Source organism: Mesorhizobium delmotii (assembly GCF_900149755.1).
Taxonomy (GTDB): domain Bacteria; phylum Pseudomonadota; class Alphaproteobacteria; order Rhizobiales; family Rhizobiaceae; genus Mesorhizobium; species Mesorhizobium delmotii.
Genome location: NZ_FUIG01000070.1, coordinates 100,599 through 116,711 on the forward strand (window position 1 = coordinate 100,599; position 16,113 = coordinate 116,711).

Annotated in this window: 12 protein-coding genes and 1 pseudogene; 10 read left to right on the forward strand and 3 right to left on the reverse strand. The window is 58.4% G+C overall.

Going from position 1 to position 16,113, the window contains the following annotated elements; translation table 11 throughout:
• Window positions 1-152 precede the first annotated feature (152 nt).
• From BQ8482_RS33205 to BQ8482_RS33245, 9 genes are all read left to right on the forward strand, one after another.
• Entirely contained in the window at window positions 153-674 is a 522-nt protein-coding gene (locus BQ8482_RS33205; RefSeq protein WP_123151430.1) for a ubiquinone biosynthesis methyltransferase UbiE, read from the forward strand.
• Complete coding sequence (locus BQ8482_RS33210) at window positions 671-1,849, forward strand: class I SAM-dependent methyltransferase (RefSeq protein ID WP_077383357.1); 1,179 nt, start codon at window positions 671-673, stop codon at window positions 1,847-1,849. Before BQ8482_RS33205 ends, BQ8482_RS33210 begins: the two co-directional genes overlap by 4 nt.
• A complete protein-coding gene (locus BQ8482_RS33215) occupies window positions 1,846-4,230 on the forward strand; it encodes a SpoIIE family protein phosphatase (protein ID WP_123151431.1) in 2,385 nt (794 codons plus the stop codon). Before BQ8482_RS33210 ends, BQ8482_RS33215 begins: the two co-directional genes overlap by 4 nt.
• A gap of 2 nt (window positions 4,231-4,232) precedes the next feature.
• Window positions 4,233-4,793 (forward strand): slr1658 superfamily regulator, encoded by a 561-nt coding sequence (locus BQ8482_RS33220; RefSeq protein ID WP_165848818.1) that lies wholly within the window; start codon window positions 4,233-4,235, stop codon window positions 4,791-4,793.
• An 18-nt stretch (window positions 4,794-4,811) separates the two neighbouring features.
• Window positions 4,812-5,150: a slr1659 superfamily regulator gene (locus tag BQ8482_RS33225; RefSeq protein WP_123151433.1), complete on the forward strand. Its 339-nt coding sequence runs from the start codon at window positions 4,812-4,814 to the stop codon at window positions 5,148-5,150.
• A gap of 376 nt (window positions 5,151-5,526) precedes the next feature.
• A complete protein-coding gene (locus tag BQ8482_RS33230) occupies window positions 5,527-6,114 on the forward strand; it encodes an ATP-dependent DNA ligase (protein ID WP_123151434.1) in 588 nt (195 codons plus the stop codon).
• 258 nt (window positions 6,115-6,372) lie between these two features.
• On the forward strand, window positions 6,373-6,591 hold the full coding sequence (locus BQ8482_RS33235; protein ID WP_123151518.1) for a DUF3072 domain-containing protein: 219 nt from the start codon (window positions 6,373-6,375) through the stop codon (window positions 6,589-6,591).
• 520 nt (window positions 6,592-7,111) lie between these two features.
• On the forward strand, window positions 7,112-8,572 hold the full coding sequence (locus BQ8482_RS33240) for a phospholipase D-like domain-containing protein (RefSeq protein ID WP_123151435.1): 1,461 nt from the start codon (window positions 7,112-7,114) through the stop codon (window positions 8,570-8,572).
• A 154-nt stretch (window positions 8,573-8,726) separates the two neighbouring features.
• Window positions 8,727-9,527, forward strand: coding sequence for an endonuclease/exonuclease/phosphatase family protein (locus BQ8482_RS33245; RefSeq protein WP_123151436.1), 801 nt, complete (start codon window positions 8,727-8,729; stop codon window positions 9,525-9,527).
• Between the two features lie 371 nt (window positions 9,528-9,898).
• Here the strand turns inward: BQ8482_RS33245 and BQ8482_RS39845 are convergent.
• The 3 genes and pseudogenes from BQ8482_RS39845 to BQ8482_RS33260 form a co-directional block, all read right to left on the reverse strand.
• A pseudogene (locus BQ8482_RS39845) lies at window positions 9,899-10,116 on the reverse strand (hypothetical protein); the annotation flags it as partial.
• A 221-nt stretch (window positions 10,117-10,337) separates the two neighbouring features.
• Window positions 10,338-11,648, reverse strand: a complete 1,311-nt coding sequence (locus BQ8482_RS33255) for an HlyD family type I secretion periplasmic adaptor subunit (protein WP_123151437.1) — start codon at window positions 11,646-11,648, stop codon at window positions 10,338-10,340.
• Window positions 11,648-13,345, reverse strand: a complete 1,698-nt coding sequence (locus tag BQ8482_RS33260) for a type I secretion system permease/ATPase (protein ID WP_165848819.1) — start codon at window positions 13,343-13,345, stop codon at window positions 11,648-11,650. The genes BQ8482_RS33255 and BQ8482_RS33260 overlap by 1 nt, the downstream gene beginning before the upstream one ends.
• A gap of 1,606 nt (window positions 13,346-14,951) precedes the next feature.
• On the opposite strand from BQ8482_RS33260, the gene BQ8482_RS33265 reads away from it, so the two are divergent.
• The coding region (locus BQ8482_RS33265; protein WP_208867925.1) for a choice-of-anchor L domain-containing protein at window positions 14,952-16,113 on the forward strand (1,162 nt) is incomplete at its 3' end.

Below are 16,113 nucleotides of genomic sequence, written 5' to 3' on the forward strand. Positions count from 1 at the left end.
CCGTGAAGTGGAGATTTGTAGAACGATCAAGGCAGATACCGCGCAATTTTTCGAGTCGGTGCGAGACTGACCCATCAGGACGCGGTGACATTTTTTGTCGCGGAGGTCATCACCCCGCGAGGGCTCAATACGATGGAAAAGTGAGGATGCCGATGGGAACTGTTCATCATCACCTGGCTGGCGAGCCGACTTTTGAACCGATGATCCAGATCGACATGGAAATCAAAGCTTTCGTCTCCGCCTGGAAACATTGCGACTATGTCTCGACATACATGGCCCGGATGATCAGCCGAAACAGGTCAGACTCGGTTCGGCATTCAAATCTCTTTTCTTCCGCCTTTAACGAATTGCTGGAAGTCGCCTTTCGTACGCGCCATGCCGACGGCGAATTGGCATGCAGGGTGTCTCGCCATGGCGCGACGGACAGGATCGAGTTGACATTCCCTTGCGTGCCAGAGGAGCGTCAATTCTACGAACAAGCCGTGTCGCTGGTCGCAGGATCCGAGGTCCGGGAGCGATATCTCAATTCGGTATCCGGGGATCTCGCCCCGAGCCGGGAGGTGGTTCTTTTGGAACTGGCCATCGACTACAACGCGACACTCAGGGTCGAGGAAGCCGACGGTGATGCGATCAAGCTTGTCGTGGATCTCCCGCTCGAGGGCTTGCAAAATTGAACCCTTACGACCTTCTCCCGCGTTTCAAGGCGCAATACGACGCCAACAATCAGGAGTTCTCCATATCGGGGGTGGTCCGGCCTCAGGCAATCGATGAACTTGGACCCAGCATAGCATTGCTTCGCGATGCGATCGGCCGTGTGCGCGGCGTTCTCTACGTCAATGTCAGACGTCTGACTCAGATGAACAACGCTGCGTTTCACGCCTTTTCGAGGATCATTCTCGACGCTTGTCGGGCTCGACCCGATCTCAAATTCATCGTCATCACGTCAAGCGTCGTCGGATGGACGTCACGAAAGTTCGGCCGCTTGAGCGGAATCGAACCGAACATCACGGTCGAGGAGTATGACAGCGAATTCTATCCGGGGCAGGGCTTCCTTGAGGAAGGCGGGTTCGTGCCGATCCTGCGCACACAAACAAAGATGACCTGGCGCCACGAGCGCGCAATCTTGCCCCGACACGGCATGAGGCCCGGGATCGTGATGGCCGACATCTGTTGCGGCATAGGTGATTTCGCCGTGCTCGTGCAGAAGGAGTTCCAGCCATCGCGGATCGTCGCCCTCGACCACTCCAGGTCGAGCCTCGCCTATGCGCGAAACGTGGCTGCGGAGTTCGATATCAAGGGCATCGAGTACACTTATGGCGATGCATCAGAAATGCTGCTCGAGGAAAATCAGTTCGACCTCGTCACGTGCCGCCATTCGCTGCAGGTGTTCAACAAGCCCGAACTGATCCTCAGGGAACTGTTTCGCATCTGCAAGCCGGGCGGACGTGTCTACATCACCAATGAAAAAAATTCGCACTGCCTGGGCGAACCACGCGCCGACAGCATCCAGTGGACCTATAACGAGGTCGCCAAGCTGTGGGCGCACTTCCAGATGGATATTGAGCTCGGCCCGAAGAGCAAACGCTACCTGACCGAAGCGGGGCTCGAAGACATTCGGGTCGAGTCCTTCATGGTCACCAACCACGACGGCGATCCACAGGACTTCGCGGACGTCATAGCGGCATGGGAGAATGTTTATGCAGGCGAGATGGCTACCAAGCGAGGTGACACACCGGCGTTTATCAGGCGGTTCCGACAGGGCTTCCAGGACCACATCTTCGCTGCGCTCCACTCCAAGGGCTATGCCGGCTGGCCGATCTGGGTTGCATCGGGACGCAAGCCGCTATGACCGATTTGGATGCAACACCGCCCAGACCCTGGCCTGTCCTCCGGCTTAACAGCTTCCGCGCTAAATTCTTGATCGTTGTGGGTGGGGCGGTGCTGTTCGACCTTCTCGTCGGCGGCGGCGTCGCGCTGTGGAATGTGAACCGGCTTTCCCGGGACGCGACGCACCAGATCGAGAGCGGCCTCACCAAGGCAAGCCAGGAATACCTCCAGAACTATATCGAGACGACGGCGCTGCGCGCCGATCTCCTGTTCGGCCGCATGCACTCCGAGGTGACCGCACTTGCAGCCTCCATGCAGAGACTAATAGATTATCCGGAAGCAAAAGATGCGATCGGCAAGGCGTTGGCGAAGAACCCCTATTTTAATGCGCCGCTTGCATATGACGCCACGGGAAACTGGGTACAGACCCGGCAAGGGTCACCTTCGGTCATGAGTGTCTGGGGATATCTCCTCTCCGCTGATCACCAACCGAAGCCCGAAATTCTCCGCGACATTCAGGAGAGTGCGATCTTCGATATTTTTGGCACAAGCCAGATGTCAACTGGCGCCAAGAAGCTGCAGGTCTACTACGTAGGGCCGAAGGCAGGGCCGATCATGCGCACGATTCCTTATTCCGATCAGGCGCAGACCTTCGACAAGCTTTATCCAGGCCACGACAAAGCGAATTTCTGGGATTTCTTCTTTCCTGGCGTCTATGAAGGCTGGGAAGGCTGGATCAGGGAGCCCGATTCGCGCCCCGTAAAGGGCGATGACATCACTGCGACTGCTCCTTATATCGACGCGATTACCGGCAAGCTCATAGTGAGCTTCTTCCACCCACTCTGGACGAAAGACCGCAGTAATGTCGCCGGCATGGTCGCTGCCGACGTTACGCTCGATCAACTCGCTGACATCGTCGAAAGCGTGAAGGTCGCCGATACGGGCTTCGGTTTTCTCACCATGTCGAACGGCAATGTGCTCGCGATCAAGCCTGAAGGCGAGAAAATGCTCGGGCTCAAGATCGCAAGTGGTGCGGCAGGTCAAGGCGTTACCGGCCTCGATCGCTCGCTCAAAAAGAGTACGCACGCGACCGTCGCAGCGCTCGAACTTCCCGCCGACGACAAGACAGTCATTAAGCATATTTCGATTGAGGAAAACGGCAAAGCCCAACCGTACATCGTCGCACTTCGCCGACTAAACCCAGTCAATCTCTGGAATAGTACGGGGTCCATCACGGCCGAAACCCTGATGCTTGGCTTCGTCGTCCCCGAACGGGAAATTTATGCTTCCCTCCTTGCAGCGCAGCAGAGCATTTCCAGCGCAACCAACCGGATCCTGATAACCCAGGTCATCGCAGTTATCGTTTCGCTCCTGATCGTCTTTGCGGCTGTCTTCGGAATTTCAAAGCGGATCACTGCAGGCCTCAGTGCGCTTGCCGGGGCCGCCAAGCGGTTGCAGGCGAAAGACTATTCAGTCCGGGTAAGCATTCCGACGCGCGACGAGGTTGGAGCGGTGGGGGTCGCTTTCAACCGGATGGCTGAGCAGATCAGCTTTCACACGGAAAACCTCGAGCAGCTCGTCGACGAACGAACCAGGGAGCTCGGGGACGCCAACCAGGAGATTTCGGCACTCAACGAAAAGCTGCGAGACGAGAACGTCCGCCTCGGTGCCGAGCTCGCGGTTGCCAGGCAGATCCAGATGATGGTCCTGCCGAAACAATTCGAACTCGAAGCGATTCCTGGGCTGGAGATCGCAGCCTACATGCGTCCGGCTGACGAGGTCGGCGGCGACTACTATGACGTCCTGCAGAACGGATCACGGGTCAAGATCGGCATCGGCGACGTGACCGGTCATGGTCTTGAGAGCGGCGTGCTGATGCTGATGGTCCAATCCGTTGCACGCGCGCTGCAGGAGACCGACGAAGCGAATCCGCACCAGTTTCTGGATCGGCTGAACAGAGCGATCTACAAGAACATCGAGCGGACGAACACCGACAAGCATCTCTCGCTGGCCTTTCTTGACTTCGAAGATGAGCGGGTAACGCTATCCGGCCAGCATGAGGACGTTCTTGTCGTGCGTGCGGATGGGGAAGTCGAACGTATCGATACGATTGATCTGGGTCTGCCGGTTGGCCTGGAGAATGACATCTCGAAGTTCATTGCCACGCGTGACATCCTGTTCGGAAGCGGCGACGTGATCGTGCTGCACACCGACGGTGTGACCGAGGCGGAAAACCACGAAAGAAAGTTGTTCGGGTTCGAGCGCCTCAGCCAGAGCGTACAAAGACGTCACGGCAGCAGCGCCGAGGACATCAAGACTGGGATCATCGACGATCTGATGGCCCATATCGGGATCCAGAAGATCCACGATGACATCACCCTCGTGATCATAAGGCACACATAGCAATGACAACGCTGTTCGGTACCCCTGATATTGCGATAGGGATGAAGGAGAGCGTCAGTCGCGTGCGGCTGTTCGACGGACCTCTCGATTTGAGTTGGCGTCATTGTGCCACGACCTCGGACTTCATCGCCGATCTTTTCGCGTTGCGCTTCCGGTCGTCCCGCAATGATTACATGGAAGTGCGGCACAGCATCGGATATCTGGTCAACGAGCTCATCGAAAATGCCGTCAAGTTTCGCGCACCGGGTGAGATCGTGATCGAGGCGTCGATGGATTCGGAGTGCTTCAAGCTCAAAGTGTCGAATGACGTCGATGGGGAAGATGCGTCTGAGTTCCAAGGTCTGCTGGCGGACATCACGGTTGGCGACCCCATGGACCTGCTGATACAGCGAATTGAAGCCAATGCCGCCAACCCCGACGTAGGAGGCTCCGGACTTGGATTGCTGACGTTGATGTGCGACTACGGCGCACGCCTGGCTTGGATATTCAGCGCCGCCGACGAAAGCGATCTGATTTGCGTGGAGACATATGCCTCCATTCCGATCTCGCAAATTCACAACTAAATGAAACGAAGCCAGGCTATGGAAATCAAGACAGACGATTACCGCGTGTGGACTGAAGGAAGCGAAATTTTCTTCGACGGTGCAATGCGGCTTGCCAGTTCCGACGCCGGTGCGCCTATCACGGCGTTGGCGACCCGTGTTCTTGCCTCGAATCCCGCTTCCATTACGCTCAATCTGAAGGACCTTCACTTTCTCAACTCTTCCGGCATCAACCTGCTGGCGAAATTTACCATTGAGGTGCGCAAGCATCCCGATGTTCGACTCGTCGTGCGTGGAACGCCCGACATACCCTGGCAGTCGAAATCATTGCCGAATCTGAAGAAGCTGCATCCCGCTGTGGTGCTTTTGATGGACTGACCAAGGTCGTCCGCAATCAGAGCAATTCCAGGAAAAGTGTGAACGGTTTTCCGTCCGGAATTGCAGTCAAAAAATAAAGAGATAGAGCGGTTCTGCGGTTCCGTGAAATGACGAACCCTCTAGCCAAGGGCTGCGTAGGCTGGCGGCAATTCCGGACAGCAATAAGCCGGTCGGGAACGGTGCAGGAGCGCCGCGCCGAGCAAGATATGTACGCCAGGATAAGTATTAGGATGCAAAGCTAACGACAGATCGGCCTCGTGCGTAGATGCTTGCAATGGCTTGGCGGGGGCTCGGCACAGGTGGCAGGCATCCTGTTGGGGTGATGTCGTGCTGCCTGTGCCGATTAGCCGCCGCTGCGCGGTCAAAGGTGGCGTCATTGAGTAAGCGTGCCAAGGTCAATGGCGGCCGGCTGGAGTTTCTTCCGCCGCAGATCCCGACTCGGGTCGAGCGGCCGCCTGAAGATGAGGGCTGGGTCCACGAGGCCAATCTCGACGGCTATCGAACCCAGATCATCATCGATAATGGCGGCGTGCGTCTTTACAGCAAAAACGGCCGTGACTGGACCACGAAATACTGGCCCATCGCACTGGCCGTCGATCTGCCATGCCGGACTGCCATTCTCGACGGCGAGGTCATTGTTCCCGGCGAGCAGGGCGCTTCCGATTGCCCTGCGCTGGAAGCCGCGATCTGGAACGAGCCGAGCCGGCTGGTGTTCGTCACTTTCGATATCCTCCATCTCGACGGCCGCGATCTAGGCTCCTTGCCGCTGCTGCAGCGCAAGCAGGCGCTATGGCAACTGGTTGAGCCTGGCCTCGGCAAGATCCAATACAGTGAGCACTTCGAGGGCAGTGCGCTGGCGCTCTTCCGCACCGTCGAGAAGATCGGGCTCAATGGAATTATCTCGAAGCGCGCCGACAGCCGCTACAGGAGCGGACTATCGAACACATGGCTGAAGGCCAAATAATTCGAAGAAGCCGACTCCCGAGTTGGGGGTTGTTTATGAGCCAGGTACGGCTCCAATGGCCCTGATCGCTGCTCAAGGGGCGTCCTCACCGATTTGAGGATCGTGCAAAATTACAACCATAGGTATCCACGCTATGAAATAGCCAAGAAGAGATTCGCTCCGCTTGCGCGTAACCGGCCTGGGGGGCGGACGCGACACAATCTGGCGGAACAAATCATGATTCATTCTCATTATGGCGATCATCAAGGGAGATTGATCATGGGCGACCGGCACAACCCAAAAATCGAGGCACCGGCAAATGTCAAAAAGGACCCGGAAGATTGGATCAGCGGAGATGACCCCATGACCCCCGCACAAGCCTCCTATTTGAAAACTTTGGCCGAACAGGCCGACGACCCTGACGCCTATGCTGACGGCCTCAGCAAGGCGGAAGCCTCTAAACGCATTGATGCACTCCGGGAGAAGTTGGGCCTGTAGTGCCCGCTCGTGGCTCTTGGTCTCCAGCGACGGGGGGCCGTTCCATCGAACCAGGCAGCGGCTCTGTCCAGTTTGTTACCGTGGTGTGGACGCTTGCGGTGCTCTGTATTACGAATTGGGTAACTGCGGCGGCAAGCGTGGCGACGCCGAGGGAGATCAGCCCCAAGAGCGGTCGCGGCAGCCGCCGTGACGGCATTCTAATGGCGGCGCGCCTTCGCCACCGGTTAGCCTGATATCGGTGGCCTTTGCCCACGCCCCTTCTCCCGAAATAGAGAATGCTACCATTGCGGGCCAGAGTGCAGCTTGCTCGGGCTTTACCGCGGGCCTTACGCGATCCGATTTCTGTTCGACTGAACTCGCGCCTGGCATCGCTATCAACCGCACAGCGGCGAATACGGCCAAAACTTAGTCAAGAGGTGCTAGTATGCGAGACAGCGCTCTTCGCTCTGGGTCTGTTGAGTATCAACGCCGGGAATGAGCTGCATTGCGTTCTGCAACCGCTCGCTGGATAGTCCTGGCGATGTTGCAGACCTTTATGACTCATTGGCCCCAGATCCTCGCGATCATTCCCGTGGTGATGGCGGCCATCGGCATCGTCCACGCCATAATGACGAAGGAAGACGTCCGCGCCGCCACAGGTTGGGTCGGCGTGATGTTCCTGTCGCCATTCCTTGGCGCGATCATCTACGCCGTTGCCGGCATCAACCGCATCCGGCGTGCAACGATCAGCGCCATGCGGCCCCTTTCCAGCGAGGCAGCTTCCGCAAAACATGAGCGCAACATTGCCGCCGAGGAATTGATTGCCGAGCGGTACGGCCAACGCTTCACCGGCCTGAAGACATTGGGCGACAGGGTGGCCCGGCGTGCCCTGACCTCGGGAAACGCGATTGCGATATTGGAGACAGGTGACGGGGCCTATGCCGCAATGTGCCGAGCGATTGATGGCGCTCAACGCACTATCCTTCTCGAGACCTACATCTTCGACAATGACGATGTCGGGCGGCTTTTCGTGGAATCTCTCTCCGGAGCCGTCCAGCGGGGTGTCAGCGTTCGCGTGCTGATCGATGCCGTCGGGGCGCGTTACTCCGTCCCCAGCATTCTTGGGCGTCTGCGAGAGGCAGGAATCACAGCAGACCTCTTCAACGGCAACATTGTCATGGGCCTGCGTCTTCCCTACGCCAACCTCAGAACGCACCGGAAGATCCTGGTCGTCGATGGCACGATTGCGTTCACCGGAGGGATGAACATCCGAAAGGGATTCTCAGCCGAGTTCGCCGGCTCCTCCAGCGCGAGGGACACGCATTTTCAGGTCACCGGGCCGGTCGTAGCCGACCTTCTTTCGGTTGCCGCCGAAGATTGGCGCTTCGTGAGCGGCGAGCTCCTGAAAGGCGACACCTGGCAAGTGGCCACGCTTCCCGCGGCTCCCGGTCAACCGATGCTGGCGCGTGCGGTTGCATCCGGGCCGGATGCCAGCATCGAAACGAACCACAACTTGCTGATCGGGGCATTTTCCGTCGCCCGCAAATCGATCCGCATCATGTCGCCCTATTTCCTGCCGGATCGGGAACTGATCAGCGCGCTGACGACCGCGGCCAGGCGAGGCGTCGAGATCGACATCGTGGTACCGGCGGTGAACAATCTCTTCCTTGTCGACCGGGCGATGACGGCGCAATTCGATCAGGTCCTGAAGCACTATTGCCGCGTATGGCGCACGGAGGGCTCGTTCGATCATTCGAAGCTGCTGTCGGTCGATGGAGTTTGGGCTTATATAGGATCCTCCAATCTTGATGCCCGGTCCCTGCGGCTGAATTTTGAGATTGATATAGAGGTTCTTGATGCAGGCTTTGCCGCGGAGATTGAAGCGCGGATCGGATCGGCAATCGCCTCCGCCGCGTCTGTAACGATCGAAACCTTGAGAGCCCGGCCATTTATCGTCCGCCTGTTCGACCGATTGTTGTGGCTGGGATCGCCCTACCTTTAGAGGCTTTCTCGTTCTGCCGGGGGGAATTCGGGTGACGCAGCCATCGCTCCTTTTAGGCGCCGCATCTCGTCAGGGCAGGGAAGCAGCGATTGCAGATCCTATTTGAGTGAGACAAAGCTAAGTCTTGAAGGTAGTGAGGACGAGCAGCAGACTGATGCAAAGAACTGGACATAGCTTTCCTGCAAGTGTGCTCAAATCCATTCGCGACAGAAAAAAGCAGAAGGCGATGGCTGCGCCGTCCGAAGGGACACGCCCCGCGGGGACTCTGGTCGCATCTTACAACGTTCACAAATGCGTGGGCGTCGACAGAAAGTTTGATCCCGAACGAATCGGTCGCGTCATCCGGGAAATCGCCCCGGATGTCATTGCGTTGCAGGAAGCGGACAATCGCTTTGGAGATCGTGCCGGCCTTCTGGATCTGCTGCGTCTCGAATTGGAAACGGGCCTGGTGCCGGTGCCGGTGTCCGGAAACGGCAAAGGGCACGGCTGGCACGGCAACGTTCTGCTTTTCAAACGGGGCATCGTTCGCAATGTCCATCAGATAAAGCTCCCGGGGCTGGAGCCGCGCGGAGCCCTGGTTGCCGAAATCGATCTGGACGAGAAACGAACTCTGCGCATTATCGCAGCCCATCTCGGCTTGCTGCGCCGATCGCGCTCCGAACAGGCCCGTGTCGTGCTCGAAATCATGAACAGACCGGACGAAAAACCAACACTGCTGCTCGGCGATTTGAACGAATGGCGACTCGGAAACCGTTCCGCGCTGAACACGCTGCACACGACTTTCGGTCCCGCGCCGCCGGCGGTCCCCACCTTTCCATCGAGCCTGCCGCTGCTGTCGCTCGACCGGATCATGGCAAATCGACACGGAATGATCTCAACCGTCGAAGCCCATGACACGCCGCTTTCGCGGGTCGCCTCCGATCATCTACCGCTTATAGGATTCGTTCGCCTATGATGTAGCTGCCCAGCCCCATGGATGGAGATCGGTTCAAAGGGAAGCTCTAGTCTAGACTAGCGGGGCGGGGGCGGCCCAGCGGCTTTGGTTGCGGGGGGAGGCCGCTGGGCCTGACCAGCGAGCCTTCGGGGGGCGTGCTCACGTGGCTGGTGAATACGTGAGTTAAGGCTAATGCAATCGAAACATGCGAACGAAGTACGTGTCGGTAATTCCGCCGCACAGAAGCCATAAGGTGCGCCGCAATGGGTCAATAAGTCTGGCACGGCAGTTGCTTGGTCAGGTATGGGGGAAATGGGGCGGAGGCCCGTCGCTTCGCAAATGTAGCGGCGGGTCTTCTGCATAGAGGTCGCGTCCCAGCTACGCGCTGCCGTCTCGCTTTCCTCATCGATCGTTCGGACTGGCAGATAGGCGTTGGTTTCCAGCCACTCGCGCGGCACGATCTGAATGAGGTCGGACCGGCCAATTTTCATCTCGGCCGCGATGGAGTTTAGAGCGTCCTCCGTCGCGGGCTCCAGCGGGCGCGCCGGCAACGTTTCTGAGCATCAATGCGGCGCGGCGCAGGATGATCTGCAGATCCGCCCCGCGACATAGCTGCGATGCGGTCGGCGGCGCTTTCAAGCTCTCCCGCAAAAGACAGGCGACACGCTTTCCCCCAGCCGGGGTGGGTCCCTCCGAAGGTGTCCACCAGTTCCGGGCTGCGGAAAGCACTTGGAGAGGCACGCGCTGTTTTTTTGGCAATGAGGAGAGCTCGAGGCGACTCGTACTGCGCGCCATCACCCCGCATTAGCCCGCCCATCTGAAAGCCACCGCTCATTCCTCGCGAAACGCTCGTCGAAAAGACGAGATTATTGGTGCGGACATGTAGCCGAAAAGCGTTTGCTCGGTGGATATGATGAAAACTTCCGCCTGCATGCCAGGCTTCAGCATCACGTCTGGAGGCAAGTTGACAAGCGCTTCGGAACCCACCTGAACACGAACTTCATAGTAGGCTTGCCTCGTTACATCGTCTGTCATGATGTCAGGACTGATACGCACCACATTGCCCATCAGCGGCGTTAAATTACGTGCAGAATATGGGCCAAGGTGAATCCGTGCCATTTGGCCTATCCTCACAACATCGATGTCGTTAGGGGAAAGACGAGCTTCAAAGACCAGTGCGTCCTCCTCCGGGACAATATCCAGGATGGGCTCTCCAGGTCCAACTACTCCACCAATAGTCTTGGCTCTCAGATTCAGAACCGTTCCGGCCACCGGAGCGAGAATATCGGTGCGGAGAAGCACGTCTTCCGTAGAAGCGATTCCTTGCTCAAGCTGAGAAAGCTCACTGTTGACACGACTACTATCCTCAGCGATCGAGTTGTGAAACTCGGTTTCAGCGGAAAGGATGGCGATTGCCACTTCCTCGATAGCTTGCTGAGATCGGGCTATAGAAGCCTCATTGGCAGCACTTCTTGCCATTAACTCCGCACGCAGGCGCTGCAGGGCAAGAAGTTCCGGCTTGCGGGCCAGCCCCTTCTTGAAGATGTGCATCTTGTCGGTGATCTCCTCCGAAAGGATGCGCAATTGCTCGGCCGTGCCTTCATTCTCGCGCTCGACGGCGGCAATCTCCTGTTCGATCTGGCCCTTTCGGCGTTCCAGTATTTTCTTCTTCTCGTCCAGCGCCCGCCGCTGGAGGTCGAAGAGCGCATCCTGATTGGCCAGGAAGATTTGGTAGTCGTCATCTTCTAGGCTGCTGAGGGTTGTCGGCCAGGTCAGTGCATCAACCCCCTGCTTCAACGCCTGCAACCTTAGCCTCTCCGCGTCGAGGCGGAACGACTGGTGCTGCCGGGCGCTGAAGCTCGCCCGAGCCTGCGTGGGCGACAACCTCATGAGAACCGCGCCCTTCGCAACCTGGTCGCCTTCGCGCACCAGGATTTCGTGGACTATTCCGCCTTCCAGGTGCTGGACGGTCTTGCGGCTGGAATCGGGACTGACGATCCCCGGCGCAATGGCGGCGCTGGCGAGAGGTGCGTAGATGCTCCAGGCGGCGAACCCGCCAACAAACAGAATGGCCAGCCCCGCGCCTGCCTGTGCCACCGGGCGCAAAGCTTGGCGCAGGCTCGCCGAGGCTGCGCTGCTCATCAGACGGCCGCCTTTCTCGCTTCGCCAACGCCGGCCACCTTTTTGCCGACCTGGGCGGGCACGGCCCGCAATTCCTCCAGCATCTGATCGCGCGGACCAAATTTTTCGAGCACGCCGTCACGCAGGAAGGCGATCATGTCGACAACCCGCATCATTGCGAATCGATGGCTTACAAGGACCACAGTCGCCCCCGCTTGCTTGATCTCGGCGATGGCAGCAATGAGCGTGCTCTCACCCTCCTGGTCCAGATTGGAATTGGGTTCGTCGAGCACCACGACCCGGGGATTGCCGAGAAGCGCTCTCGCAAGCGCGATCCGTTGCCGCTGACCACCGCTCAGGAAGATGCCGCCTTCGCCTATCTCCGTGTCATATCCCTTGGTCAGCCGCAGGATCATGTCGTGGCAGCCGGCGCGCTGAGCCGCCTTGACAACCTCTGCATCACTGGCGTCGCCGAGCCGGGCAATGTTCTGGCGCACTGTGCCGCCGAAAAGTTCGATTGACTGTGGAAGATAGCCGATGTGCCGGTTGCGATCTTCGGTACGCCAATGTTCGAGTGCAGCGCCATCAATACGGACATGGCCGGTACTTGGACGCCACGAGCCGACCAGGACCCGGCAAAGCGTGCTTTTCCCAGCCGCCGATGGGCCCACGACGGCCAAGACGCTGCCGGGCTGAAGCACGAAGCTTACCTGCCGCAAAACAGGGCGATCGTGGCCCTGAAGCACGAGAGACAGGTTCTCAACCGAGACTTTCCCGGCAGGCGGCGGCAAGGCAGTCGGTTCCACAAAGGGCTGACCGCTTCGGAGCAGGATCTTGATTCGGGAGTTGGCCTCGCGGGCCGCCGTGAAGCTCCGCCACGACCCGATTCCCTGTTCGATGGGAGCGAGAGCGCGGCCCAGGACGATGGATGCCCCGATCATTCCACCCGCGGTAAGTTCGCCAAGCGTGACCAGGTAGGCGCCTACGCCAAGGACGGCGATCTGAACTCCGATGCGCACTGCCTTCGAAGCCCCGAGGACAAGTGCGGACCGCTCCCCGGCCTGTTGGCTGATCGCATTGATCTCGTCCTGGTGCCGCTCGTGCAGCCGGACCACCGCGGGCTGCATTCCCATGGCGTGCACTACATCAGAGTTTCGCATCGCAGTTGCCACAAACACAGAATTAGCGGCAGGTTTGCCGCCCAGCCTTGCCTGCGCTGTGTGCGAAAAAAGGTCATTCGCAACCGCAAAGCACAGGAGAACGAGGGCAGAAAACACCCCCAGCAGACCCAGCAGTGGATGCAACAGGAAGATCAGTCCCAGGAACACGGGCGTCCATGGCGCATCGAAGAAGGGCAACATCGAAGGGCTGCCGACGAAGGACCTGACCTGTTGCAGGTCGTGCATGCTTGCTGCGGCGTTCGGTCCCTTGAGCCGCGACGCGGACAGCGCTGCGTCGAAGATATCCGACCTCGCAGTTTCGTCCCACCAACGGCCGAGTCGCGATGCCGCCATGCCTCGCAAGCTGTCGAATATCCCCAGTACCACAACGCAGGCCACAGCAATCAGCGACAGGTAGAGCAGCGTCTCGACCCGGTACGTCTGAAGCACTCGATCATAGATCTGCAACATATAGATGGGGGAGATCAGGACGAGCGCGTTCACCCCGCCGCTCAGCAACGCGATCAGTCCGATCCCATATCCGGCCTGGGCGAGCATGCGCTCGGCTGGCCGCCGTGCTGAAAAGGGTGGCGAAGACATCGGCGTCCTATACCAAACTGAAATCAGACGCTGTTGTGAGTGGGACGCCGCTAAGATCGGCGACCCTGACCGGATCTCCCTGTGATCCTGTTCCGTCGACGTCCCAGCTCAGAGCTCCAGCGGTCGTGTCGTAAAGGAGCTGGCCGCTCGCCTCGGTCGGTGCAGCGCCATCGGCAGCCACCTGTGAAGTCCCTTAATGAAATGTTCAAGTGAGCTGCCTCCGTCGAGACAAATCGCTGCTCAGCAGCAACTAAGCGTCCGGAGACGACAGCGTTACAATCGAAACCCGACCGAATTAGCCACTGGCTACCGCTCACAGGTAACGCGCAACCACCCTGGCATCCGGACTCCCTCCGCGCATACCGAGCATTTTTTCAAGCTAGTCATAAGTGTGTCATAATAGGACGCGCTGTGCAATTGGGATTTTATTCAAGCGATGTCGAATCTTTGTAAGCGGCCGTGTTTTCGATGAATTCTGGATTGCTTTAAGTATAAAGAATATGTGCTGCTCGCGCGAGCGCGGTTCCGATCATCGCCGTCCGTGCCGCGGCGAGAAGCTTGCAAGCGACGATGCTACGTCGATCGGTTGAGCCCACAGTCGGCTCGGTGCTGCGAGGAACTGCGGTCGGCGAGCGAAAGCGTCAGTTCCTCGTCCGTTCAGGCAACAAGCGTTTAGAACTTGGCCTACTCCTGGTCCACTTAACCGGGACCAGGCCATGCAGTTCCCCCTGTTAGGGGTTAGGGGCGGCTTGCCAACGGCGGCCGAGCTTCTAGTAGTGTAGTCTTCTTCTCCCGTATTGGCCGCCCCTGGCGGTACGAACCCCACGATTGTTCAGGGCCATGGCGATCTCGCGCAGGCTGGTCACGCCAGACCGCTGACTTGCTCGAACGATCGGTAGCACGGTCCGGGCAAATCTTTCCGCCTCCTGAATGGACGTTTGCCGCCCTTTGGCGGCTGCCTCTGCGGAATTTGTGGGATTGCCAAGCCCGGGCACCCTTGGCTTTGCGGGAGGCGAGGGCGGCCCTGGTACGCTCCGAAATCAGCCGCCGTTCCTTCTACGCCTCGTGGCTACTATCTTCCTCCTTGCCTCCCCCCTACGAACTCAACATGCTAAGTTGTCGCGAACCGTCACGCTCTGCTCAAATATCGGCCAGCCAAGGGACCAAAACTGCTGTAGTTATGCTTGAAGCAAATCAGAATTCGTCGACAAGACGATAGCTTGCCAAGATTCGTAGGCGTCTGCACAGAATCCCAATTGCAAAACCTGTACTAATATGGCACAATTGCGTTCATCTTGAATAAATTGCAGAAAAATACGTCGCAGAGGGGAGTCGCTGCGCTGTAAGGTGGTTCTGCGTTGCTTGAGAGGGGCCATTTTCGCGCTATCCCAGGTCGGGTGTCTCAGCGCTGCGTCGAATGGGATGCAGTGATCGCTCGCGATTTGACCTTCTGAACACTCGCCGGGGCCTGCGAGCCCCTGCTGTAACCGCGGTTTCAAGAAGCTGAGCTCCCGCTGCATTGTCCCAGTTGTTTCATGCCTGATCAACTTTTCGGGAGGCTCAGATGGCTACAACCTTCAATCCCTTTGATCCATCTACGGCGGATCCCTCGACTATTGCTGCGGGTTTACTAGGCACAGGCTTGACGCTTGTACCCGGTTCGGTGTCTTACCAAGGAGCAGCGGACCAGGCTTCGACTTTCTCGGGAGCCGGCGCAACGCTTGGCATCGATTCAGGCCTCTTGCTCACGAGCGGGAGCGGAACGCCGGCGATAACTAACACCACCGGTGGTTTCAGCAGAACCACGGGATCCGGCTCAGACGCGGACTTGTTGGCCGCTGCAGCTGGCATCGCATTGGACGTCAACGATGCCAATACCCTCAGCTTTGCTGTTGTTGCGGGGTCGGCGGAAACGAAGTCCATCACCTTCTCGTTCGTCTTCGGTTCTGAGGAATTCCCCGAATTCTCGAGCCAGTTCTCGGATATCGCCGCGATTATCGTCAATGGCGTGAATATTGCCAAATTTGCAAACGGAAATGCTCTGGCGGTGATCGACGAGAATCTCGCAGCCGGCAATTTCCAAGACAATCAAGACGGACATATCGCCATCGAATATGACGGGATCAGTACGAAACTAAGCGTCACCGTTGAGCTGCAGGATGGTGAGAACACCATCAAGCTGGGCGTAGCTGACTCCAATGACAGTAATCTCGACGCAGGGTTCTTTGTCGGCGCCCTCGAAGCCGGCACTGGCGGCGGCGGAACGATCACACAGCCCCCGATCGCGGAGGATGACATCGCCTCGACCGGCGTTGGCACTCCGGTGACTGTCGCGGTATTGGCGAACGACAGCGATCCCGACGGGACGATTGCAAGCTATTTGGTAGACACGGTCCCGGCGAACGGCACGGCGGCTTTCAATTCCGATGGCACTCTTACCTACACACCCGGTGCGGGATTCACCGGCACGGACACGCTCACCTACAAAATCTTCGACAATGATGGAGCATCCGATACGGCGGTCCTTTCGATCAATGTTGGTGCCATTCCGAGCACCTGCCCGATCATCGACCGTCCCGGAACGCAGGACGGCTCGGCCTCGACCGACGACGTGCTGACGGGGCCTCCCTACCACAACACCTTCTTCGTTGCGGAAGCGGGGGTGAGCGGGCATGACCGCATCACCAACTTTGCCAAGGATGACGTTTTTGCCACGTCTAAGGCGC